The sequence below is a fragment of the Mesorhizobium sp. B2-4-13 genome, assembly GCF_006658535.1.
Lineage (GTDB): Bacteria > Pseudomonadota > Alphaproteobacteria > Rhizobiales > Rhizobiaceae > Mesorhizobium > Mesorhizobium australicum.
Genome location: NZ_VFVB01000013.1, coordinates 22,132 through 45,306, shown reverse-complemented (window position 1 = coordinate 45,306; position 23,175 = coordinate 22,132). Strand labels below are relative to the sequence as shown.

Annotated in this window: 21 protein-coding genes; all 21 read right to left on the bottom strand. The window is 59.9% G+C overall.

Annotation, left to right across the window (positions count from 1 at the left end):
• Positions 1-26: 26 nt before the first annotated feature.
• The 21 genes from rfbD to FJ936_RS27185 all read right to left on the bottom strand — a co-directional run bounded on the left by rfbD (position 27) and on the right by FJ936_RS27185 (position 23,164).
• Positions 27-932 carry a dTDP-4-dehydrorhamnose reductase gene (rfbD, locus tag FJ936_RS27285; protein ID WP_141907200.1) on the bottom strand — a complete coding sequence of 302 codons (906 nt, stop codon included), beginning with the start codon at positions 930-932 and terminating at the stop codon, positions 27-29.
• Positions 929-1,999, bottom strand: a complete 1,071-nt coding sequence (gene rfbB / locus FJ936_RS27280) for a dTDP-glucose 4,6-dehydratase (RefSeq protein WP_140663236.1) — start codon at positions 1,997-1,999, stop codon at positions 929-931. The genes rfbD and rfbB overlap by 4 nt, the downstream gene beginning before the upstream one ends.
• 25 nt (positions 2,000-2,024) lie before the next feature.
• Complete coding sequence (rfbC, locus tag FJ936_RS27275) at positions 2,025-2,579, bottom strand: dTDP-4-dehydrorhamnose 3,5-epimerase (RefSeq protein ID WP_015318724.1); 555 nt, start codon at positions 2,577-2,579, stop codon at positions 2,025-2,027.
• Positions 2,580-3,461, bottom strand: a complete 882-nt coding sequence (rfbA, locus tag FJ936_RS27270) for a glucose-1-phosphate thymidylyltransferase RfbA (protein ID WP_141907199.1) — start codon at positions 3,459-3,461, stop codon at positions 2,580-2,582.
• 152 nt (positions 3,462-3,613) lie between these two features.
• Positions 3,614-4,954: an O-antigen ligase family protein gene (locus FJ936_RS27265; RefSeq protein WP_141907198.1), complete on the bottom strand. Its 1,341-nt coding sequence runs from the start codon at positions 4,952-4,954 to the stop codon at positions 3,614-3,616.
• A complete protein-coding gene (locus FJ936_RS27260; RefSeq protein WP_246680551.1) occupies positions 4,951-6,210 on the bottom strand; it encodes a hypothetical protein in 1,260 nt (419 codons plus the stop codon). Before FJ936_RS27260 ends, FJ936_RS27265 begins: the two co-directional genes overlap by 4 nt.
• Complete coding sequence (locus tag FJ936_RS27255) at positions 6,098-8,476, bottom strand: polysaccharide biosynthesis tyrosine autokinase (protein ID WP_141907197.1); 2,379 nt, start codon at positions 8,474-8,476, stop codon at positions 6,098-6,100. The genes FJ936_RS27260 and FJ936_RS27255 overlap by 113 nt, the downstream gene beginning before the upstream one ends.
• 45 nt (positions 8,477-8,521) lie before the next feature.
• Positions 8,522-9,295 carry a polysaccharide biosynthesis/export family protein gene (locus FJ936_RS27250; protein WP_140618675.1) on the bottom strand — a complete coding sequence of 258 codons (774 nt, stop codon included), beginning with the start codon at positions 9,293-9,295 and terminating at the stop codon, positions 8,522-8,524.
• The gene (locus tag FJ936_RS27245) at positions 9,292-10,104 is read right to left on the bottom strand and encodes a CpsB/CapC family capsule biosynthesis tyrosine phosphatase (protein WP_141907196.1); all 813 of its coding nucleotides are present in this window, start codon (positions 10,102-10,104) and stop codon (positions 9,292-9,294) included. The genes FJ936_RS27250 and FJ936_RS27245 overlap by 4 nt, the downstream gene beginning before the upstream one ends.
• Positions 10,105-10,225: 121 nt before the next feature.
• Positions 10,226-10,660, bottom strand: coding sequence for a hypothetical protein (locus FJ936_RS27240; RefSeq protein ID WP_210245831.1), 435 nt, complete (start codon positions 10,658-10,660; stop codon positions 10,226-10,228).
• A 196-nt stretch (positions 10,661-10,856) separates the two neighbouring features.
• A complete protein-coding gene (locus FJ936_RS27235) occupies positions 10,857-11,345 on the bottom strand; it encodes a hypothetical protein (RefSeq protein ID WP_015318732.1) in 489 nt (162 codons plus the stop codon).
• Between the two features lie 437 nt (positions 11,346-11,782).
• On the bottom strand, positions 11,783-12,910 hold the full coding sequence (locus tag FJ936_RS27230; protein WP_246680550.1) for a glycosyltransferase family 4 protein: 1,128 nt from the start codon (positions 12,908-12,910) through the stop codon (positions 11,783-11,785).
• A 34-nt stretch (positions 12,911-12,944) separates the two neighbouring features.
• The gene (locus FJ936_RS30625) at positions 12,945-13,895 is read right to left on the bottom strand and encodes a glycosyltransferase family 4 protein (RefSeq protein ID WP_181763175.1); all 951 of its coding nucleotides are present in this window, start codon (positions 13,893-13,895) and stop codon (positions 12,945-12,947) included.
• A 176-nt stretch (positions 13,896-14,071) separates the two neighbouring features.
• Positions 14,072-15,406, bottom strand: coding sequence for a lipopolysaccharide biosynthesis protein (locus FJ936_RS27220; protein WP_281405760.1), 1,335 nt, complete (start codon positions 15,404-15,406; stop codon positions 14,072-14,074).
• A 4-nt stretch (positions 15,407-15,410) separates the two neighbouring features.
• Positions 15,411-16,655 carry a hypothetical protein gene (locus FJ936_RS27215; protein WP_140663245.1) on the bottom strand — a complete coding sequence of 415 codons (1,245 nt, stop codon included), beginning with the start codon at positions 16,653-16,655 and terminating at the stop codon, positions 15,411-15,413.
• A gap of 129 nt (positions 16,656-16,784) precedes the next feature.
• A complete protein-coding gene (locus FJ936_RS27210) occupies positions 16,785-17,597 on the bottom strand; it encodes a class I SAM-dependent methyltransferase (RefSeq protein WP_140663246.1) in 813 nt (270 codons plus the stop codon).
• 74 nt (positions 17,598-17,671) lie between these two features.
• On the bottom strand, positions 17,672-18,913 hold the full coding sequence (locus FJ936_RS27205; protein WP_141907191.1) for a glycosyltransferase: 1,242 nt from the start codon (positions 18,911-18,913) through the stop codon (positions 17,672-17,674).
• Positions 18,804-19,973, bottom strand: coding sequence for a glycosyltransferase (locus tag FJ936_RS27200; RefSeq protein WP_140788303.1), 1,170 nt, complete (start codon positions 19,971-19,973; stop codon positions 18,804-18,806). Before FJ936_RS27200 ends, FJ936_RS27205 begins: the two co-directional genes overlap by 110 nt.
• A gap of 112 nt (positions 19,974-20,085) precedes the next feature.
• Complete coding sequence (locus FJ936_RS27195) at positions 20,086-20,781, bottom strand: methyltransferase domain-containing protein (RefSeq protein WP_181171112.1); 696 nt, start codon at positions 20,779-20,781, stop codon at positions 20,086-20,088.
• A gap of 83 nt (positions 20,782-20,864) precedes the next feature.
• Positions 20,865-21,890, bottom strand: coding sequence for an NAD-dependent epimerase (locus tag FJ936_RS27190; protein WP_141907190.1), 1,026 nt, complete (start codon positions 21,888-21,890; stop codon positions 20,865-20,867).
• Complete coding sequence (locus FJ936_RS27185) at positions 21,890-23,164, bottom strand: nucleotide sugar dehydrogenase (protein WP_140793441.1); 1,275 nt, start codon at positions 23,162-23,164, stop codon at positions 21,890-21,892. Before FJ936_RS27185 ends, FJ936_RS27190 begins: the two co-directional genes overlap by 1 nt.
• Positions 23,165-23,175 lie beyond the last annotated feature (11 nt).

The window sequence follows — 23,175 nt, the reverse complement described above, 5'->3', positions numbered from 1 at the left end:
GAATGCCTCCACCGGCCGCTGCTTGGTCATGCATAGGGACCATTGGAGCCCCCGCTTACGAGACGATGGACCACTTCTCGGGCCGACTTCTGCCAGTCCGGCGCCGTCCATCCGAATGACGCGCCGAATTTCGCGCTCGATAGCCGAGAGTTGGCGGGGCGGCGCGCCTTGGTTGGGTAGTCCATCGTCGTGATATCCCCTACCCGCGCCCAGGGACCACCAAACTTCAGGCTTGTGTCGAGGATATGACGGGCGAAGCCGCTCCAGTTGGTCTCGCCACTGCCGGCCAGATGACAGGTGCCGAACGCGGCGAAGCTCTTGTCGCCATGCAGCATGGTGGCCGCATGCAGGATCGCGTCGGCGACATCAAGCGCGGATGTGGGATTTCCCCATTGATCTGATACCACCGAAATCTCATCGCGGTCGGCGGCGAGCCGCAGCATGGTTTTCACGAAATTCTTGCCAAACGGACTGTAGACCCAGGCGGTGCGCAGGATCAGGTGGCGCGGATTGGCTGATGCCATCGCCTGCTCGCCGGCTAGCTTGGAGGCGCCGTAGACACCGAGCGGCGCCGTCGGGTCGGTTTCGATATAGGCATCGGCCTTGGTTCCATCGAAGACATAGTCGGTCGAAAGATGGATGACCGGCACGCCCAGCCTCGCCGCGGCCTCCGCCACCTTGCCGGCACCGGTCGCGTTGACCGCAAAGGCCAGATCGGGCTCGTCCTCGGCCTGGTCGACGGCGGTGTAGGCGGCAGCGGATACGACGATATCAGGCTTGGCACCCGCGATGGCGTCGATGATGGTGTCGGGCCGTGCCAGGTCAAGCTCCGGGCGACCGATGGCGACGACCTCCACGCCCGCGCGCGCCTGGCCGGCCGCGAGCAGGCTTGCCGCGACCTGGCCGTCGCGTCCGGTGACAAGCAGCCTCACGCGCCCACCTTGCGGGCTTCGCCCAGTCTTTCGCCGGCATAGCGCTGTTCGCGGATCGGCCCCCACCACCATTCGTTGTCGAGGAACCAGTCCACGGTCCTGGCAAGGCCGCTGTCGAAATTCTCCCTGGGCGTCCAGCCGAGCTCGCGGCTTATCTTGGTGGCGTCGATGGCGTAGCGGCGGTCGTGGCCGGGACGGTCGGTGACGAAGGAGATCAGCTCGCGATAGCGCCTGCCGCCGGCGCGCGGACGCCTGGTGTCGAGCAGGTCGCAGATCGTCTCGACGACGGCAAGGTTGGTGCGTTCCGAATTGCCGCCGACATTGTAGCTCTCGCCCGGCTGCCCTTTCGTGGCGACGAGTTCCAGGGCGCGCGCGTGATCCTCGACGAACAGCCAGTCGCGCACATTGGCGCCGGCGCCATAGACCGGCAGCGGCTTTTCGTCGAGCGCGTTGAGGATGACGAGCGGGATCAGCTTCTCGGGAAAATGATAGGGGCCGTAATTGTTCGAACAGTTGGAAAGCACGGCCGGCAGGCCGTAGGTCTCGTGCCAGGCGCGCACCAGATGGTCCGAGGCCGCCTTCGAGGCGGAATAGGGCGAGGACGGCGCGTAGGGCGTCTCCTCGACGAACATGCCGCTGTCGAAAGGCAGGTCGCCGAACACCTCGTCGGTGGAGACGTGATGGAAGCGGAAGCGGCTTTTCCTGTCGTCGGACAGGCCACGCCAGTATTCCAGCGCGGCGTTGAGGATCTTGTAGGTGCCGACGATGTTGGTCTCGATGAAGGCGCCCGGTCCGTCGATCGAGCGGTCGACATGGCTCTCGGCGGCCAGGTTCATGACGATGTCGATGTCGTGCCGGCGCAGAAGGTCGAGCACCGCCCTCTCGTCACAGATGTCGGCCTGGGCGAAGCTGTAATTATGGGCGTTCTCGATCGGCCGCAGCGAGGCCAGGTTGCCCGCATAGGTCAGCTTGTCGAGATTGGTCACCCGGTAGGCCGGGTTGGCGCACAAATGCCGGCACACCGCCGAGCCGATGAAGCCGGCACCGCCCGTCACCAGAAAATTCATACCGCAGTCCTCCCGCAAACACCCATCAGGCGAATACCTCGGCGACGGCGAGCAGCGGCGCCTTGAGGTCCTTGTCCGAAAGCTGGAAGCCGCCGGCCAGCGACGGCCACTCGATATCGATGGCAGGATCGTCGAAACGGATCGACCGGTCGTGCTCGGGCGAATAGGTGTCGGTCACCTTGTACAGCACCTCGGTGTCGGGCACGAGCGTGACGAAGCCGTGCGCGAAGCCCCTGGGCACCAGGATCTGGTTGCCTTTTTGCGCCGACACTTCGAGGGGGACCCATTTTCCGAAGGTCTTCGAGGCCCGGCGGATGTCGACGGCGACATCGAGAATGCTGCCGCGGATCACCCGCAGCAGCTTGTCCTGGGCACGCGGCGCTAGCTGGTAATGGAGCCCGCGCAGCACGCCCGCGGCGGCGGAATAGGAGTGGTTGTCCTGCACGAAAACCAGGTCGATGCCGGCCTGCGAAAAACGCTCGGCATTGTAGGTTTCCATGAAGAAACCGCGCGCGTCCCCATGGCGTTTGGGAATGATTTCCAGCAGACCTTCGATGCCAAGGGATCTCACCTCGAGCATTTAGCCCTCCGACAGCTCGACGACACGTCGGCGTAGATAGGCGGCGTATTCGTTCCTTCCCAGGCGAGTTGCACGCTGCAACACCTCGTCAGCGCTCAGCCACCCTTGTTCGAAGGCGATTTCCTCCGGACAGGCAACCTTGATGCCTTGGCGGCGTTCGATTGTGCGCACGAACGAAGAAGCGTCATCCAGGCTGTCATGGGTGCCTGTGTCGAGCCAGGCATAACCGCGTCCCAGCCGATGCACCTGCAACTGGCCACGCTCGAGATAGGCATTGTTGACCGCCGTGATTTCGAGCTCGCCTCTCGCCGAGGGCCGGATCGTCGAGGCGATTTCAACAACATCGTTGTCGTAGAAATAGAGACCCGTGACGGCCCAGTTGGACTTCGGCTTTTGTGGCTTTTCCTCGATCGTCAGCGCGGTTCCGGTCGCCTTGTCGAAAGACACCACGCCATAGCGCTCGGGATCCTCGACATGATAGGCGAACACCGAAGCGCCGCTTTCACGCGATGCCGCCGTGCGGCAAAGCTTCGACAACCCATCGCCAAAATAAATGTTGTCGCCCAGGATCATCGATACGCTATCCGCACCAATGAAATCACGGCCGATGATGAAGGCTTCCGCCAGACCATTGGGATGCGGCTGCTCGGCATAGGTCAGCTCAAGCCCAAATTCCGATCCGTTGCCTAGCAGATCGCGGAAAACCGGCAGATCCCGTGGCGTGGAAATGACCAAAATCTCGCGGATTCCGGCGAGCATCAAAACGCTCAGCGGATAATAGATCATGGGCTTGTCGTATATTGGGAGTATTTGCTTAGAGACTGCCAAGGTCAACGGATAAAGACGCGTTCCGCTGCCTCCAGCAAGGATGATCCCTTTCAAGAAGCTCTCCTTGCCATGCCTAAGTCCCTCCCCTCAGGGCCTGTGCTTAGGTTTCATGCATTGGCTTGTCAATCGCGGCAAGCAACAAACGCATCGGCTGGGTTCGATACCGGTCTACCGGCGCCTCCCGCTTCGGCCGAACCCACCTGGTTCTACCTTGGCAAGGCCGATGCCTTGGCCGGGACAAGCAGATTGTCCTCGTCACGGCGGCTGGCCTTGCCCGGTTCATCCCTCTGGTCGAGCCGATCGGCAAAACCGCGGTGAAAGACAATACCGTTCAAACAGGCAAACGTCATCGCAAGGGCGGCGGTTCGCAAGGGATAATCGACGAGGGAATGAACGAGCAGAAAAGCCAGCGACAGAAAGGCCGCCTTCTGCAACGGTTCTCCGCGAATTCTAGCTGACGATGCGGACAGCAGCACCGCATAGGCAACCATCAGCAGGATAGCCGGCAAACCGCCCTCTAGCGCCAATTCCAGATAATCGTTGTGCGCATGATTGACATAAGACTTGAAGATCATGCTGCCTTTTTCATGGATCTGGTAAACCTTCTGAAAAGCGCCAAATCCGACACCGGTGGTCCAATTCTGTTCAATTCCCTCAATCGTGGTCCGTGCGAATTCGGCTCGTCCGAAGGCCGGGTCGACCACTTTGGCATCGATCTTTGCCCACGCGCCAATCGTGTAGATCGAAAGACCGATGAAAACCGCGAGGATGCCATAACCACCAACCCTCGAGCGCGCGGACAGGAAGACAACGGAGATGGCGGTGATCGCCAGCCCGATCAAAATGCCGGCCCGCGAACCGGCGGCCAGAAGCAGCAGCAGGAGGGTTACCAGGCCGAGCGCTCCTGACAGAAGGTGGCCGCGGAACAAGCCATAATAAACCACGAAGGGGATCGAGACGAAGAGCAAGGCCGAGAAGTGGTTCTGGTTGGCAAAGAGACCCGCATTGATGGTAAACGGCAGCAGTCCCTCGATGGCGACGGTATCGGAGAGCGAATACTGGATCGCCGCCGCCAGGCCATTGCAGATCACCCCCATGAAAAAGAACGGCAGAAGACCGTGGACCTGCTCGGCGCGCAGGCGCAGGACGGCGAGGAAGAACGCCGCGGCCGCGACAAAATAGAGCATGCACTCGATGGTGCGCCCCACTCCGACGCTGACGAAGCGCAACCGGCTTTCGCCATCCAGCCATGGATCCGCAAGCAGCACCGCGGGCCGTACCCCCTCGAGCAGGGTCGCGGGCAGCGGCACGACCTGAAAACAGAACACCGCAACCACAAGAGCAAGCAACCACAACACGGCGCGGGGAATTGCCTGTTCCGACGGCCTCGAGAGGATCGCCGCGGCGCAGATGACCGCCGCAATCTCGATCAGCGTCTCGGTGTACAGACCGCTCGCGGTGCCGCCACCAATCAGCATCGATAGAAAGAGCACCGAGCCAAGCAGATATTTATCCCACTGCGTGGGCTGTCGCGACCGTTCTCTCACGACGATACTCTTTCGATGCTCAATTTGTGCATGACCAACGTCCCGACATACCGAAACCGCCAACTCTGTGCGATCGCGGCCGTTTCCAGTCTCAGCAACTGCATCGGGCACGCCGCCGGCCCAACCGTGAAGTCCAGGCTCAGGCTTCGCCTGTTGAAGGTGCCTTCCGGTATGTTGAAGCGCGCGATCTCATGTGAGGGAGCGACGCATCTGAGAGACCAGAACAAATCCTTCGGCAGTTTGAGATTCGTGGCCGAAGCGTTCAGGGAAATCCTGTAGGAGCCAGGAGGAAGTTCGATAAATTGCTGAAGCGCCGCGTTCTTGACGGGCGTGTTCAGAAATCGAATCGTCGCTCCGCGGTCGCTTTCACCTGCATCCCGCGATCCGGCGAAGGTGATCTCCATACCCGACCGGTCGTGTATCACCCAGTCGAATGGTTTGCCGCTGTGGACCGGTTCGAAGCCGCCGTTGAAAATGTAGCCGCCCAGTTTCCGTTCCTCGTCGGACAGGCTGAAGAGAAACAGCCGATAGGCCGGGTCATATTGCCTTTGCTTGATGTAGCCATCGATCACGGCCGACAATTCGTTGGACGTTGGAGACGTCGGGGACCCCGCGAGATCGAGCAACAGTTGGTTTGCGGCTGCCAAACCCTGGGGGTTCTGGCCAAGGGTCGAAAAAAGCTTGCCCCGCCATGGCGCCTCCGCCCGGATGGCGGCGAGCACGGCCCCGTACCCTTCGGGATTGGCGAGAATGGCCGGCCAACCGGCGGCCACGGTTGAAAATTGATCAGGCCACCGACGCAGCAAGATATCGATCTCGGCTACAGCCCTTACCAGGTTGCCCGTCTCGACGGAGCGATCGATGGATCTCTGCAATGCGTGTATTTCGGTCTTGGACAGCATTCGAGCCCGATCAAAGAGTTCGAACGCCTGGTCCTTCTCGCCCTGGCGATACTTGATCTCACCGATCAGGCTATAGAGGCGTGCATCCGCGACGTTGAAGCGAAGCGCATTCCGGGCCTTTGCGGCCAACCCGTCGAGATCGGCACCGTCGTTCGTCTGGTTCAGTTCGCCGGCGATCTCGCCTATCAAAGCATCTACGTTCAACGGATCCAGCGCGAGAGAGACGCTTGGCGTTCCCGTCTCAAGAAGACGACTTAGCCCGGTCGACGAAGCCATCAACACCAGAACGGAGGCGACGAACCAAACGCCTGAACGCAGGAGACTTTGCATGCGCGGGCTGGCCTGCTCCACCATCGACTTTGCCCTCGATTTTCGGAGTATTCGTGCCGTATTCGTAATACTGGGAATTCATGTATTTGTAGGCGTAGTTGTAGTCGAACTTGTTCACCTGGAATTTCGACATCGCTGCCCCGATGACATTCGCTCCGGCTGCTCGTAGACGCTTCAGAGCCGTTTTGGCGGATTTGCGGGTTACCTGGTTGGTGGAAATCACCATCAGCGTGCCTTCGGCAAGCCGGCCGAGGATCGGCGCATCCGAAAGGCCAACGACGGGCGGCGCATCGATGATGACCAGATCGAAGCGCTTGCCGAGATTGGTGATGATCAGCGCCATTTTGGGCGAAGAGAGCAGGTCCGCCGGGTTCGGCGGTATCGTCCCCGATGTCAGAACAGTCACATTGGGATATTTCGTCGCTCTGAAGATACCGGCCAGATCTTCCTTGCGAACGGTGTTTGTCAGGAGATTGCTCAAGCCGATCGCGTTGTCGAGGCCGAACAGCCGATGCAGATTGGGTTTGCGCAAATCACCGTCGACAAGCAGAACCTTTGCGCCGAGAGCGGCAAAATCCTGGCCAAGCTTGAACGATGTGGTCGATTTACCCTCCGACGGTTCGGAGCTGGTCACCAGCAGCGAACGCGGCGCCCCTTCCGCTCCTGAGAATTGCAGCGACGTCCGCAACGAACGATAGGCCTCCGAAAGCCCCGACTTCTGATCGGCTATGCTGGCTATGAGTTCCCGGTCATCGACGAGCGGCAAGATGCCGAGCATGGCCAATCCGAGTTCTTTTTCGATCTGCTCCGGATTTGTGAAGGTGTTGTTGAGCAATTCGACGATGTAGATGATCGACGCACTCAAGGCCATGAACAGCGCCAGGGCTATTGCAAGATTGATGCTGAGGCGAGGAGAATCAGGGCTCAAGGGCCGGGTCGCGAAATCGACAACGGCAGCGCTTTGCGTCTTGAGCTCAGAACTCACGCCGACTTCGTTCAGCTTGGCGATCAGGCCGTCATACTGCGACCGGTTGGAATCGACCTCGCGCTTGAGGATGGTGTATTTGATGTTCTTGTCGTTGAAGACGATCTGCTGCTTTTCCAGCTCCGTGAGCTTGGCCTTGAGGTCGGCTTCCTTGTTCTGCGCTTCCTGAAATTTCAACCGTAGCGAGTCGGTTATCGCCAGCACGCCATTGTTGTAGAGCCGCTGCAGTTCCTTGATCTGCGACTGCAACTGCTGCATTTCTGGAAAGCCAGGTTTCAGGATGCCTAATTTCTGCTGGTATTGGCTTGTGAGGTCCGCGAGCTTTTCACTGAGCTTCTGCAGTCCTTCGCTCTCCAGAACCGGACCGAGACTGGCGCCACGCCCCTTGTCCACCTGATCCACCATCCGCCCGGCATCGAGACGCTCCTGGATTGCGGTCGCGAGTGCCGTGTTGAGGGCCTCGATGTTTGACCCGATCAGCGATTTGTCGCCGCCGGTGATGGTAATGCCGGCATCCTTGGCATAGGCGACCAGTTCCTCCTCGGACTTCTGCAGCTTCTGTTTGACCTGCAGGACCTGCTCCTGAATGAACTGCCTTGCCAGATCCGACGTCTCGCTGGTCTGGTCGAGACGTTGATCGATGAAGCTCTGGGCGACCTGATTGGCGACATCGCTCGCATATTTCGGCTTCTGGTCGACGAAGGTGATCGACAGCAGGCTGGTGTTCGTCACCAGATTGACCGTGAGGTCATCGAGGACGCGCTTGATCGCCATGCCTTCCCGCTCTTCGGGCGTCTTTTCCTGGATCGAGGGCGATTTGGAAATTCCGAAGGCGCGGTAGAAGATGTTGCCGATTGAAAAACTCGGAGTCGGAAACAGGAAGTCCGGCTTTTCGGCTAGGCCCAGTTGAAAGACCACGCGCTGCGCCAAGGCCCTGCTCTTCAATTTCTCCCGGGCGGTCAGAAACGCCCGGACGTCACTGTTTTCGGAAACCACCTCAATGTCCTGGAAGACCTTTGCCGAAGGGACCAGAACCTCCAGCTGCGTCGTCGCTTGATATTTGGGTGTCTGCATCATCGTCACAATGACACCGGCGACGAGGCCCGCCACGGCCATCATGACGATCAGCCAGCGATACTGGATGACATAGAACAGCAAACGGAGCGGATTGAAGCCCTCGTCCTGGGCGGCATAGTCACGGCCATACGGGCTATAATTCTGCGCCCCATCGTAATAAAGATCCGCGGACAGGGCTTGGCCATGTCCGGGACCGGCAATTTGGGGCTGCCTGTTGCGATCGAGCATGGCGCAAAGTCATCCTGGTTTGTCCGTGGGCCGGCCGTGCCTGTCTTATGGAATGACCGCAATGCGGGCCGCGCTCGAGGCGAGACCCAACGCGTCCTTGAGATTGTTCATCGCGATTTTCGACTTCGAAGCGAAAACGACGATCACGTCGCCGCCGTAGATGCGCGGGTTGCGATTCTTGCCTGCGCGAATTTCCTCGACATTGTAGTTGGCGACCAGCCTGCTCTGGCCAAAATTGCGATAGACGAAGACCTTGCCGGCGTCGCCGACAGCATTGAATCCTCCGGCGAGCGCGATCGCATCCAGCAGGGAAGCGCTGCTGGACACCGGATAGATGCCTGCCCTGTTGACTTCGCCGTCGACCGTAATGCGCTGGCCTACCGATTCCTTCACGAAAATCGTCACGTCGGGCGATTGCAGATATTTTGCGCCGTACGCGGTCTCGATTTCCTTCTCGAGCTGACGAACGGTCTTGCCGGCCGCGGTCATCGCGCCAATGAGCGGAAGGGAAATCTGGCCGCTGGCATCGACCTGAACGGTCCTGTTCAAATTATCGACCTGGAAGACGCTGACTTCGAGCACGTCGTTGGCTGACAGCGGCTGCTCGCTGCCATTTTGCGTGTTTTGCGGCGCTGGCAGGTCTTTCACCACCTGCAGCGCACCACCGCCGGCAAGGGCCGTCGAAGACGATGTCGGTTGCAACGCTTCGACGGAGGCCGTCGATGATGTCGAAGAAGAGCTCGCGCAAGCAGAGAGTGCAAGCAACGCGGCCAGCGTCGGCATACCTGCATTGTTTCTGGCAAGATCGAAAATGTTCATCCCAGAGACCCGCTCTTGAACAGCCGACCCAATCCGCCGAAACGGCTCGCGCTGCCGGCATACAATTTCTTGGTGCTCACTTTTCCAATGGGCGCGAGCAGCTGATTCTGCAATATCGCGCCCGGGCGTTTCACCGCCATATTGTAGGCTTCATCTTCGCCGCACCGATTTGCGATGGCGACCACCGCCTGGGAAAGCCCCGGCCGACGCCTCGACAGGCCGTGCGCATCGGATGCGATGATGTCCACCCTGCCTTCGTCGAGCAGCTTTTCCGAGTAGTAGAGAGCGGTCCGGCCAAAGGCTCCTACGACCGAATCCGCCGTGAGCTGGATAAGGCAGCCCAATGCGTTCAATCGCTCGACTACGCCATAGTTCGATTTGATCCAGGTCAACCGTTCAGGATGGGTCAGGATCGGAATATAGCCGGCGCCAACGAGGCGGGAAGCGAGATCCTCGAGCCGCGGTGGCAAGATGTGATGCGGTGGCTCGAAGAGGAAATAGCGCGACCCGTTCAACGTCGGCACTTTGCCGAGCTTCAGCCGGTCGGGAAGATCAGGCGAAACATGAACGTCGGCGCCGACGTAGAGGACAAGCGGGATGCCGGCGCGAGCAAGTTCCCTGACCAGCGCCTCGACTGCCCGGGCAATATTTGTCGTGCCGTTCTCATAGACGCCGGGCATGACGTGCGGGGTGCAGACCATATGCGTTGTCCCATCAGCCGCTGCCAGCCGCGCCATTTCGAGCGATTCAGCCAGACTGGAAGAGCCATCGTCGAGACCAGGCAGAATATGGGAATGCAGGTCAATCATTGGCGTTTCTGTCTGCATGGAGGCAAAGCGACGCCGCTGCCTCGACAAAATACAAACGCATCACCCGCATGGCGGCGAATGACGCATTTCACAAGCTTACGCAGAACAGGCTGGGGACCGACTAGCGGCTGACGGCGTCATCGTCATCCTGCAGGCCGAGAAGAAGGGCCGCGCCACCGCCAATCGCACCGGCACCGAGGAGAACCGGCAAAACGCCGGGCTCGGAACCGGCCGGCACGACAGCGGCTTGCGGTGCATCGAACGACACGCACATACCGCCCTCGGCAGGGTCGATCTGGACGGTCACATTCGCCGGAACGTCGAACGCGCAATTGGTGCCCACAACCAGGGAAGCCGAAGCCTGCGCCCCCGTCATGATGCGTGCGCCCGAATAGACCGGCGCCTCGCCATTCACACCGGTATAACCGCCAGCCTGTGACATCCGCACGTCACCGTGGACGTTGGTCAACTGGCCGACCACACTTCCCGAAACCGGTATGGCCGCAAGGCAGGAACACTGCGCTGCCTGTGCGAAAGCCGCGGACCCGGCAAACAAAACATTTCCCGCTGCGAGCGCTACAAAAGCAATAACAACTCCAACTCGACCCGTCATTTCCGCCCCATCGAAACCAGCTATTCCCCGCCAGGATCGCCCACACTATTTCAACAACTACTAATGCAATATAGTTAACGAACCCATCTAAAGACACTATCGGCGCGCCGCGGCCAATCACGGCAATGGGCCACAGCCTTCAACGGCTGACAGCGCTGTCGTCGTCCTGCGTAGCCGCAAGCACGCCGGTCGCAAGAAGCGCACCAGAAAAAATTCCCTCGGGCGGACCGAAACCGCCGACCGCTCCGCCAGACTGCTGGATGGCGGCGGTCTGCTCGGAGCCAACCAGCTTGAGGCAGATGTTGCCCTCGACGCGCGAGACATCCAGGCTCGAACTCGCCGGCACATCCAGGTTGCAGCCGCCAACGGCCACGGACGCCGACCCCTTGGCCCCGACCACCACACGACTGCCGGAATCAAGCATATTTCCTGCCTTGGCCGGGCCGTAGCCGGCGGCCTGCGACACCATCACATCGCCATTGACGGAAACAATGGATCCAACCGGATTTGACGCACCATGATAGGCAGTCGCGCAACTGCAAGATGCTTTCTGAGCAAATGCGGAAGCGGAACCGAAACCGACGGAAACAACAAATCCAACCACCACGGTTCTGACGATGAGATTCATTCGTTTTGCCCTTCTCTCGAAGCCGCTCCTTGGAACTTGCAAATCAAAAGTTCATGACATCAGCGCGTAACAGTTTTTTGCCACAATTCCAACCTGTTTCGCGCCGGCGCTAGAATTTTGACTTGCCTCGTGCCTTTGGGAGCTCACCATTTTAGCAATAGCGCATGAAAAGTTCTGATTATCGCCGGCGAATTTCAGATTACCCGAAAAACAATTGAGATATCCTTTGCCCCGTGACTGCGCGCGAGCGCTCCTGATCAGACTTGGCGAACGGGAAGGTGGTTCACCATCACCGATGCAGCCACGGCAGCTTGCGCCTGGTCGGACAATCGTGGACTGGCAGCGGCTCATGAAGCCCCGGCGATCGGCCGCTAAGACGGAAATAGATCCGGTGTCAGCCGGCTCACGGCCGAGAAGCGGAAGGCGATGGCCGCTCATCACGTGGCGGCAGCCGTAAGCTTCTCTATCTGATGCATGTAGCTCTCGACGACGATCGTTTCCGAAAACTGCCGTTCAACCTTTTTCCGGCTCTCGTTCCCCATCGCGTCCCTGGAGTGGCCGTCCATCGTCACGAAATCGATCATCCGTGCCGACAGGTCGCTGGCATCCCTGACCTTGCAAAGGAAACCGTTGACGGCATGGTCCACCACCTCCTTGCAACCGGGCACGTCCGTGGCGATCAGAGGTTTGCCCATCGCGGCCGCCTCGAGCAGTGAGCGTGGCGTACCCTCCCTGTAGGAAGGCAGGACGACGCAATCGGCAGCGCCCAGGAAAGGGCGAACGTCGTCGGTGGCACCGAGATACTCGACCAAACCCTCATCGACCCATTGCTCGATTTCAGCGCGGCTGACCGCGGTTCGGTTCTCGACATCGAGAAAACCAAGGAGTTGGAAGCGCACCGCAGGCGCTTGGCGACGGACGAGGCGGGCAGCTTCGATGAACTCACCGACACCCTTGTCCCATAGCAGCCTGGCCACCAGCAGAAACACGATGGCGCCGGACGGCGCGCGCTGGCGCGTCGACGGCGAGAAGCGCGCGAGATCAACGCCTGAGCCGGGCAGCAGCGCGGTCCGTTCCTTGCGCACGATGCGCGCGCCGACGAACAGCATCCGGTCGTCGTCGTTCTGAAAGAAGACCACCTTCGAACGGGCCAGCGCCAGGCGATAAAGGGCTTTGGCGATTCCCTGGAGAAGGCCGCCCCGGACGAAGACAGTGCCGAGCCCCGAAACATTGTTTATGACCGGAATGCCATTCAGGTTTGCAGCCATCGAGCCGAACACGTTGGGCTTGATGGTGAAGCCTACGAACGCCAGCGGCTTCTCGCGGCGCAGGATAAGCCAGTAGCGCCACAGAAGCGCAAGGTCGCGAACAGGCGAGGTGCCGGAATTGTCGATTTCGATGTCGACGTGGCGGCAACCCATCCCTGGGATCAAGGATGAATACTCGTCCCTCGGCGCGACGACGACGACATCATAGCCGCGCCGCCGCAACGCCTCGATCAGGCCCTTGCGGAAATTGACCACATTCCAGGACGTGTTGATCGAGATGACAATCTTCCTTCCCACCTCGGACCCCACTCCCCGCCCCTCCGGATGTCCTTCAGCTCATCGACGCGCGCGTCCGCACGGTTCCAGTCCCAAAAGTCTCGAACAACCGCAAGATCACGTCATCATCGGCAACTGAAGAAATGCGCATGAAACATGCATCCCTTGCAAGCCGCAGGTCCTCGGGCCGGGCAATAAGCCCGGCAACCGCGCGAGCGATGTCTTGCGGGTCGTCTGGGTCAAAGTCGAACCCGGACCCCGGAGGGAGGTAATGCCTCGTGCCGCTGTCGCGCGACATCAATACGGCACATCCCGCCCAGGCGGCCTCGACGGGAGATACCGCGGAAGGTTCCGTACGCGAGGGCAATATCAAGAGATCATGGCTGGCATAGATCGAGATCATCCTGTCATGAGCTATGTTGTTTTGAAACCGAAGTCTGTCCGCCAGTCCAAGCGCTTGGGCCTCTTGCCGCAAGGCCTCACAAAAAGCCGCGTCGGAATGCGTCGCCTCCTCGCCGCACAACGTTATGGAGAATGGTGTGGACGCCGAGATCACCGCCAGTGCCCTCAGAAGCAAACTGTGCCCCTTTCGCTCCCGGTATTTTGCCACCATTAGGATTCGGGGCGGCGAATGCAACGGCCTGCCTCGCAGCGCTCCGATCCGGATCGGCTCGAAGGGATTTCCGAATGGCAGGGCCATGGCGCCTCCCGCACCGACGGAGCCAGGATTCGACGGGAGCCGTGACGTGAAGTGCGCAATCCCGAGTTGCCGAAAGACAGCTCTGCGGATCCATGTGCCGCTCCATGCCTGAGGCCTGACATTCTCCTGATCGTAGATAACCAGCTTGCGGCCTTGCAAAATCGCACACAACGCGGCGACCCTGCAGAACCATCGCGTCACGCCGCGCACGATCACCACATCGGGATTCTCGACCCGAAGATGTCTCCAGTAGGAAACAAGACCGGGAAAGGAAAAGGGCGAGTTTGGGATATCGCTCGGACCCATGTGCATAACTCTTCGTGACAGCGCCGATGGTGCCACTACATTGGGAGAAACAAGTGTGTAATTCTCCGTTGCCCCTGTTTCGACGACGTCGATTGCAACATGATGCCCGGCCGAGGTCAGTATGCGCACCCAAGGCACAACATTGGTGTGGTATCTTGGTAGGCAAAACAAGTATCTCAAACTGTCAGACCTGGGATATTTTCCGTGATTCGGATCTGCTTTTTCAGCAATAATTGCGAAACCACCATCATTGCCGTGTAGACCAGCGCCGATGCGATCAGACCGGCCCAGGCGATGCCCGGAATTCCGATCCACCCCGACAGGACGAACGAAAGCGGCAGGTAGACGATGAATGCCGACGCCATGATCTTGAGAAGCGGTTTTGTTCCGGCCAGAACCTGGATCAAAGGATTGAAATGCATTCCGGCCAGGCCGAGACACTCGGCCGCGAACAAGATAGCGAAAAGCAGCGAGGCATCGGCATAGGCCGAACCGGCGGCCAGAACCACGATGAATTCTTGCAGCACGACACCGCCCGCCGCCATGCCCGCGGCGACACATGCCGAGACCATCGTGATGCGGGCGTTCAGCCTGTTTAGGCGGGACGGAGATTCTTCGTTGGACAGTCTCGCGAGTTCAGGAAAGATCACCTGGTTCAAGGGCCCAGTCAGCCGGGACATCATCGTCGCCAGACGCGACGCCACGGAATAGGCGCCGGCGGCAACATCTCCTAAAAGACCGGCAACAAGGAACAAGGCTACATGTCGTCTAGCACTCACCAGGGTCGACAGCACACTGGTCCCAGTGGCCATGACAAGGAATGTCCAAAAGAAACGCCGCCTGGAATGGGAACGAAGCGGATTGAATAGTTTGATGTTCTCGCGCCGAGCATAGACAAGCAGCCGGACGAACAGCGCCAGATTGTAGAGCGCACCGATCGCCGCCAACACAGCCACATAGGCGATCAGAGGCGCTTCGATGGCCCAAAGGACGAGCGAGGCAACAACCACGGCAGCCCCCTGGGCGAGTTGATTGCCGGCAATGACGTCGTACCGCCCATTCAGGCGAAGCACGCCTTTGGGAGTGCCCGCGAGGCTGGCCAGCAAGGTGAGACTATAGATCAGCGCCAGAAGCCGATCCTGGTGGGATACGCCGATCGACTCCCCAAACAGCAGGACCCCACCAACCGCCACCGCAGTGGCGACAACGGCCGCTGAAACGTCGAGCGCGATCCCGCATGAAGCTGCCCGGCCAAGGCGCGAGCGGGACCTGGCGGACAGCCTGATGACAGGCTGCCAACTCTCAAACGTAGCGAGGCCGGAGATGAACGTGACATAGGCCTGGATTACGGCGAGGGTGCCAAAATCTCCGGGGCCGAGCGAGCGTGCATTGAGCGCCAACGCGATGACGGAACACAAAGCCGCCACTCCACTTGAGGATGTGGTCATGGTGACGTCCCGAGCGACCCTGCGCGCGCGTATCCATCCAGAAGGTTTGGCTATCGCCGTCATGTCCTCAGCCATGGTCCCGGCGCAGGCCCCGCACTCCCGCTTCCATCGCAGGCGCTTGCGGGAAGCACTTTCGATGGACATACACCAGCCCGAATATGAAAAGCGACACAAGGATGACCCGCTTGGCGGAGATGAACGCGCCGAGCAGTTCCTTGCGCTGGATGTAGAATGTGAGGTGGATGATCGCCACGATCAGACCAGACTTGAGCGTCGCGCTGCGCACGTTGCGGATTATTGCTTCGATGGCGACACAGACCAGGGAAAGAATAATGACGAGCAGCGGAAATCCGGCGTATCCGAAATTTGCATAGAACTCCGCCCAGATATTTGCCGCCACACCGCCACTGTAGCCCGGAAAAAGCAGCGGCTGGACCTGCTCGTTGTAAGTACAGCCATCCTTGCCGAAGACCGCATCCGAAAATGGAATGAAAGAAAGTGGCACCAACCAGAGATTGGAACAAGGCAAGGTGTAGTTATATTTTACGATAAGGTCCAAATGAGCCAATGTCACGAACTGCTCCAACCCGACAAGGGTGGAATCTGACAACTGGTCGAATTTTATTTTTTGGCCGACAAGCTCGAAATTCCCCGCCTTCACCGCGGAGTAGACAGACTTGTACACCGCCAAAAAAAAGAATGCTGAAAATCCGCCGATAACATACCGTTTTCTTATCATCATCAACGGAACATTCCTGTATCTTAAATACAGTAAAGATAGGATAGTTATCGCAACCGAGGATCTATGCCCAATATAGAGCGTTAAAATTAATCCTAGGCAGCTCAGGGCCATAACAAGCTTGGATTTCCTCCACCCGGCCAGAGCCCCAAAGACCACGCCGATGATACAGGCATTGTAAAATATATACTGAAACCGACCAGTTGACGATAAAACATCCGCCTTAGACGCGGAGAAAAGTGCCGGGTTCGCAATCGAAATTCCGCCGAAAATAATGATCATCGCGATTATTATCAACGACTCTCCTTGGCTATCTCCCTCAATTTCGAAACTCTGGCGTCTCGGAACGAAGCCAACCATCGCCGCGGCGATGCAAACCATGGAAACGGCGATGGCATACCCCGTGCCCAAATCATATGTAAAATCATACTTCCTTCCGCCAACGTCAACGTACTGAAAGCCGCCGGCAAGAAATGGAACAAAATAAAGTAGGCTCGATATAAGCAAAAGCATTTGCGGCGTAAGCGCAAAGGGTGAAACCAGGTAATCTCTTCTGACGTCCCGCGCCTTCACCCTATTGCCTAGCTCCCAATATCCTCACGCCCGGCGGCTCACAAATCCGGCTGGTGTCTGCGGCCCTCCGAATGCCATCCGAGTGCGGTACGGCGGGCGACATGTCGTGCGGAACGGGCCTGCCGACACCTAGACCTCGGCCATGATTACATGGGCCTGAATTTTGGCGGCGACTTCACCGCTGCCGTGTCGGTCTGCGATGGCGGATGCCGCGTAATCGGTTGCAGCGTCCAGTTTTCCAGCTTCCCTGGCCTCGATTTCGGTGCGAAGAACAGTGCCTTGACAGTAGGCAACGGCCGGAAGGCGTGGCGAGGATGCGCGGCTCTGTTCGGCTCTCGTCTCGATCACCACTCGAGAGAAGCCTGCATCCTCCAGGTCGCGACGGATCAGCACCTTGTCGTGATAGCCGTGCGGCGTGCGTGCCAAGAAGCGCGGGGGATCGTCGGGAAAGATCCGTGCCAGAGCGTTGGTCACGTCATCGGCGAACACATTCTCCTCGATGCGATCCCATACATTGAACAAAAACCGTCCGCCGGGCTTCAGGACCCGCCTGGCTTCGCGATAAGCAGACGTGCGGTTCGGAAAGAACATCGCACCGAACTGACAACAGACAAGATCGAAGGCCGCATCTTCAAATGGCAGCGCCATCGCATCCGCTTGGCGCCACTCGATGCGGCTATCAGGAGTTTGTCGCGAAGCAGCGTAGTCGAGCATCGGCTGGTTTAGGTCGGTCACGACATAGCTTGCGTCGGGCGACAGTCTTGGCGCCAATGCGCGGGTGACGACCCCGGTGCCCGCGGCGATTTCCAGGACCGCGCCGGGCGATAGGGCCGCTGCTCGCCGCGCGATATCCGCAGCGAACGGCTCAAAGATCAAAGGCACCATGTAGCGGTCGTAGTTTTCCGGAATTGAGCCCGCGAACAGCTTGTCGGTTTCCAACATGACAATCCCCACCGTCTGCCTGATGACTCGCGAGCTTAACATATAGTTGTCTGTTCCTGGTCGTTTTCCGTGCGCTAGCCCTTGGCAGACAATCTCTCCCATAGCGCGCTGTATGCCCTTGCCATCCGCTCAACTGAAAAATCGGACGCGACGCGGTTGCGGCATGCCTGCTGTCTTGTCTCCCAGGATGGCGAGTCACGGTTTTCCAGCGCCATGTTTGTAATGGCGCGAGAAAGCGCGTCGGGATCCTGGCTCGGAACAACACATCCGGTGTTGCCGACAATCATGCCGATATCGCCGACATCCGTCGCTACGCAAGGCGTACCGCACGCCATGGCTTCGGCGACGACGTTAGGGAATGCCTCGCGCCTCGAGGCAAGGACATGGATGTCAAACGCACTCATGAGAGCAGCGACACTGTCGCTCGGACCAAGCAGCATCACCTTGTCGCGAACGCCGTAACGGTCCAGCAGTCCGGCAAGGTCGGTATTTTCAGGAGAGATTCCGGGGCCGGCGAGAATACACTTGAAAGGAAACTCGGCACGCGCCGACAGCTTGGCCAAGGCAGCGGCGAGATTCCTGTGATCCTTGTCGGGATGCCAGCGGGCGACGCTTCCGATGACGAATTGGCCTTCATCTATCGACCAGGCCCGGCGCAGCCGACTGCGCGCCCTCTCATCCGGCTCGAAGACAGCCAGATCATAACCGTTCGGAATTATCGTCCAGTTAGAAGCCGAGTAACCCGCACTGATATGGCGCCGTGACGCCTGTTGCGAACAGCTCACGATCTGGGTCGGGACCACCCGGGATATGAGCGCGCAGGCCCGGTCCGCCATCCGCGTGGCCAAGGGGGCGACAAGCGGATCCAGACCGGAATTGTGCATTCCCCAAACCACCAGCCGGATACCCGCAAGCCGAGACAGGACGCCTCCAACCAGATTTGCGTGGTACATCCAGCACTGGACGATATCAGGCGGATGGGCTGACAAGACACGCCGAAATGCCGCGAGCCCGCCGAGGCTTAGCCTTCCCTTCGGCATCGACAGACAGGTCAGGGGCACCCCCGCCTCCCGAAGCAGCGGGCCATATTTTCCTTCGTCGGAAAGCGAGACCACTGCGTGCGAATGAGTGTGCTCGGCCATGCAGAGACGGAACAAAGCCGCCTCAGCACCGCCATTGTGCAGCCCGGTGATGACATGCAGGACTTTAATCCGGGAGCTCCTTTCGGGTGGCGCTCGCCAAGCCCATACCCATCGCGAGCAGATACGCGTCAGCCACTTTTTCGACACTGAAATCTTGGGCTCGACGTCTGACATCGGGTGGGCTGATGTCATCGAGGCCGGCCAATATCGCGGCCGCGAAGGCTTGCACGTCGCCCACCGCGACAAGCCGCCCCCACTTGCCGTCCTCCAGGATTTCCGCTGGGCCGCTTTCGCAATTCGTGCTCACCACCCTGGCTCCGCAGGCCATGGCTTCGATAATCGTATTGGGAAAGCCCTCCCTTCGCGACGAATGGAGAAACAGCGCGGCGCGGTGCATCCACGGATACGGATTTTTCGAAAAGCCGACCAGGGCGACCGAGGAACGCAACTCCAGTTCATCGATCATCGTCTGCAGCGACGCGCGCAGCGGCCCTTCCCCCACAATCGCCAGTTTGACGGGTCGTTTCCTTACGACCTGTGAAAAGCTGCTAATCAGAGTGGCATGGTCCTTTGCGAAATCGAGGCGACCGACGGCGACCAGCAGGGACCTGCCGTCCTCGTCCGCGAACGGATGATCGATGGGCGCGCTGGCCTGTGCCTGAATGTGTTCTATATCCAACGGGTTGTGGATCACTTCGACAGAATTCGGGTCGAGCCCGATGCGCCTGATCAGATCGTCCGCAACGCCATGTGAGACGGCTATTATCCTGTCGGCATAACCGTATGTCATTCGCATGAGGAACGGCAGAAATCTCTCACGGATCAGTTTCGTATCCGCAAGGGTCCTGGACAGGTTGCTTCTCTCGGATATGACCGTACGCACCCCTTGCCGTGACAGGAAGGACGACACTATTGCCAGGATGTTCGCGTGAGGCAGCGCCGCCAGCATCACCCGCGGCTGCTCCGCCTTGACGTAGCGAATAAGGCCGGACAGGGAAAACAGCATGCGAGACGCCTGCAGATCCACTATCCTTATCGTGTCGGGAACCAAGGGAAGATATTCACCTATCGCACATCCAAGTACCAGATCCGTCACCAGCCCGCGCCGATCGAATTCCCGGGCCAGGGTAAGCATCGCGCGCTCGGTGCCACCTGCCCGCAGCGAGGGGATGAAGACGGCGATCCGGGCATCCGGACCGCCCGGCGACTTTCTATCTTTCCTCGTTCGCTTCATCCGGTTCGAAGCCCGGTCGCCGCCATACCGCCTCGTTCGGCTCTAGCTCTCCCGTCGGAAAGCAGGCGCAACCGGAAACGGGCCAGGACCGGCGGAGAATATCTTCGACGGATCACTGTTTTCGCCGAAAGACATAGGCATAGGTCTCCGCCGCATCCTTGCCGAGCAAGAGAGCGGTGATGCCAAGCCAGAGGCGCCAGGCGAGGAAAGCCGGCACGAAGGAATAGAAGTATGAACTTCTCCAGAACAGGCGCCGCTGGACAAGCTCCAACCCATTTTGCTCCGCGATCCTTTCCACCTCGCTTGGCAGGCATTTGTCATAGAAAGCCGGAAATCCGTCATGACCCCTGCCTTTGTCGGGATAGATGGCAAACAGCAGCCGCCGCTTGATCCTCTCTGGCAAAATCAGGTTCAACCTGGCGAAAACGGCATTGCGTGACGGCGAGAAAATGGCAACCAAACCGCCCGGCTTGACGCAACTGGCGATGCCGCGAAGCGCGCCCTCTCCATCGCGAACATGTTCCAGGGTCGCCTGGCATATGACCAGATCAGCGTCCTGCCTTCCCTTGAACACGGTAAGGTCCGCCTCGATCTGCTCGTCATAGAGTCCATCGGGGGCCTTGGACAGTTCCTCGGCGGCGAGATCAAGCCCGACCACGACGAGCCCGAGGCACCGCTTCTGCGGCAGGCTGACGAGCGGTCTTGCGCCTCCACCCAGATCGTAGACCAATGTGTCCGGAGACAGCAGCGCCGGCGCGATTTCGGTCGCAAACGTGCTATTGCCGTCCGCGCGAAGGCGTGGCGGCAAGGCCCTGTCAAGATATTCAGAGACCGCCACGTTCGCGCGTACAAACCCCCTCAGCAACGACACTGCCTCCTTATCGGTTCGCGCTATCCCCGCCCAAAATAATCCTGGTACCACTCGACGAACCGCCCCACCCCCTCGGTGACGGAGGTGCGGGGGCGATAGCCGACCGCCGCCTGCAGCGCCGAAGTGTCGGCGAAGGTGTCGGGCACGTCGCCGGCCTGCAGCGGCAGCAGCTCGATCACCGCCTTGCGGCCGAGCGCGTTTTCCAGCGCCTCGACATAGGCGGTCAGCTTCACCGGGTTGTTGTTGCCGATGTTGAAGATGCGCCAGGGCGCGCTGCTGGTCGCCGGATCCGGACGGCCGGAATCCCAGGCCGGGTTGGCCGCGGCGGGGCTGTCGCTGGTACGGATCACGCCCTCGGCGATGTCCTCGACATAGGTGAAGTCGCGCGTGTGGTTGCCGTTGTTGAACAGCTTGATCGGCTCACCGGCCAGGATGTTCCTGGTGAACAGGAACAGCGCCATGTCAGGGCGGCCCCAGGGACCGTACACGGTGAAGAAGCGCAGCCCCGTGGTCGGCAGGCCAAACAGGTGGCTGTAGCTGTGCGCCATCAGTTCGTTGGCACGCTTGGTGGCGGCGTAGAACTGCAGCGGATGGTCGGCCGGCCGATGCTCGGAAAACGGCATGTCGGTGTTGGCGCCGTAGACGCTCGAGGTGCTGGCATAGGTCAGGTGCCCGACACGGCTGCCGCGGCAGGCCTCGAGCATGTTGGTGTAGGCGATAATGTTGCTCTCGACATAGGCGCGCGGGTTTTCCAGGCTGTAGCGCACGCCGGCCTGGGCGGCGAGATGGATCACCCGGTCGAAGGCATGGTCGGCAAAGCAGCCGTCGACCACGCCCCTGTCGGCGAGATCGCCGTGGATGAAATGATAGCCGGCATTGGTCTTGCGGCTCGCCTCGTCCAGCAGCCGCAGCCGCGCCTGCTTGATTTGCGGGTCGTAGTAATCGTTGATGCTGTCGATGCCGACAACCTCGTCACCGCGCTCCAGGAGCCGCCTGGCGACATGATAGCCTATGAAGCCGGCAGCGCCGGTGACCAATACCTTCATCAGAAGCGCCCGTCCGTAACGTCCCTAGGGAACAGCCCCTTGATGTCGTAGATTACACTGGGGTCCTTGCAAAGCGACTTCAGCCCCGCAACGCCCAAGCTGCGGAACTGCGCGTGTCCGACAGCGACGATGACGCCGTCATAGCGCGCGGCGGGCATCTCCTTCACGCTCGCCGTGCCGAAAGCGCGTGCGCATTCCTGCGCGTCGACCCAAGGGTCCCAGATATCGATGCCGGCATTGTACTGCCTCAGTTGCGCGACGACGTCGACGACCTTGGAATTCCTCAAGTCCGGACAGTTTTCCTTGAAGGCCGCACCCATGACCAGAATCCGGCTGCCAACGACAGGTATGCCCTTGCGCATCATCAGGCGGGCCGTCTGGTCCGCCGCATGCTGACCCATGCCGTCATTGATGCGGCGGCCAGCGAGAATCACCTCGGGATGATAGCCGAGTTCCTGGGCCTTGTGGGTGAGATAATAAGGATCGACGCCGATGCAGTGCCCGCCGACGAGGCCCGGCGTGAAGCGCAGGAAATTCCATTTGGTGCCGGCCGCCTCCAGCACCTCCGACGTGTCGATGCCCAGCTTGCCGAAGATCAGCGACAGCTCGTTCATCAGGGCGATGTTCAAGTCGCGCTGCGTGTTCTCGATGATCTTGGCGGCCTCGGCCACGGCAATGCTGGAGGCACGATGCGTACCCGCCGGCACGATCGAGGCATAGAGCGCGTCGATGGCCTCCGCCGCCTCTGGCGTGGAACCGCTGGTGACCTTGACGATCGTCTGCAGCCGGTGCTCGCGATCGCCGGGGTTGATGCGCTCTGGACTGTAGCCGAGGAAGAAATCGCTGTTGTAACGCAGCCCGGAATGTTTCTCGATCAGCGGTGCGCAGACTTCCTGCGTGCAGCCGGGATAGACGGTGGATTCAAAGATCACCACCGCGCCCGGGGATATGACCTCGCCGACCGTCGTCGACGCCATGACGAGAGGCTTCAGGTCCGGCCTGTTGGCCCGGTCGATCGGCGTGGGCACGGTAACGATGAAAATTCCGCAGTCGTGCAGATCGGCTTTCTCGCTGGTGAACTTCAGCCCTCTGGCGGCGGCGATTTCCTCCTCGCTGGCTTCTAACGTATGGTCCTCGCCGCGCTTCAGTGCCTCCACGCGCGACGGGTTGATGTCGAAGCCGATCACATCCCTGGTCGCCCCGAAGGCCACAGCCAGCGGCAGACCGACATAGCCAAGTCCGATGACAGCTATTTTCCTTGAGGCGAGATCCATTGCTCCCTGCA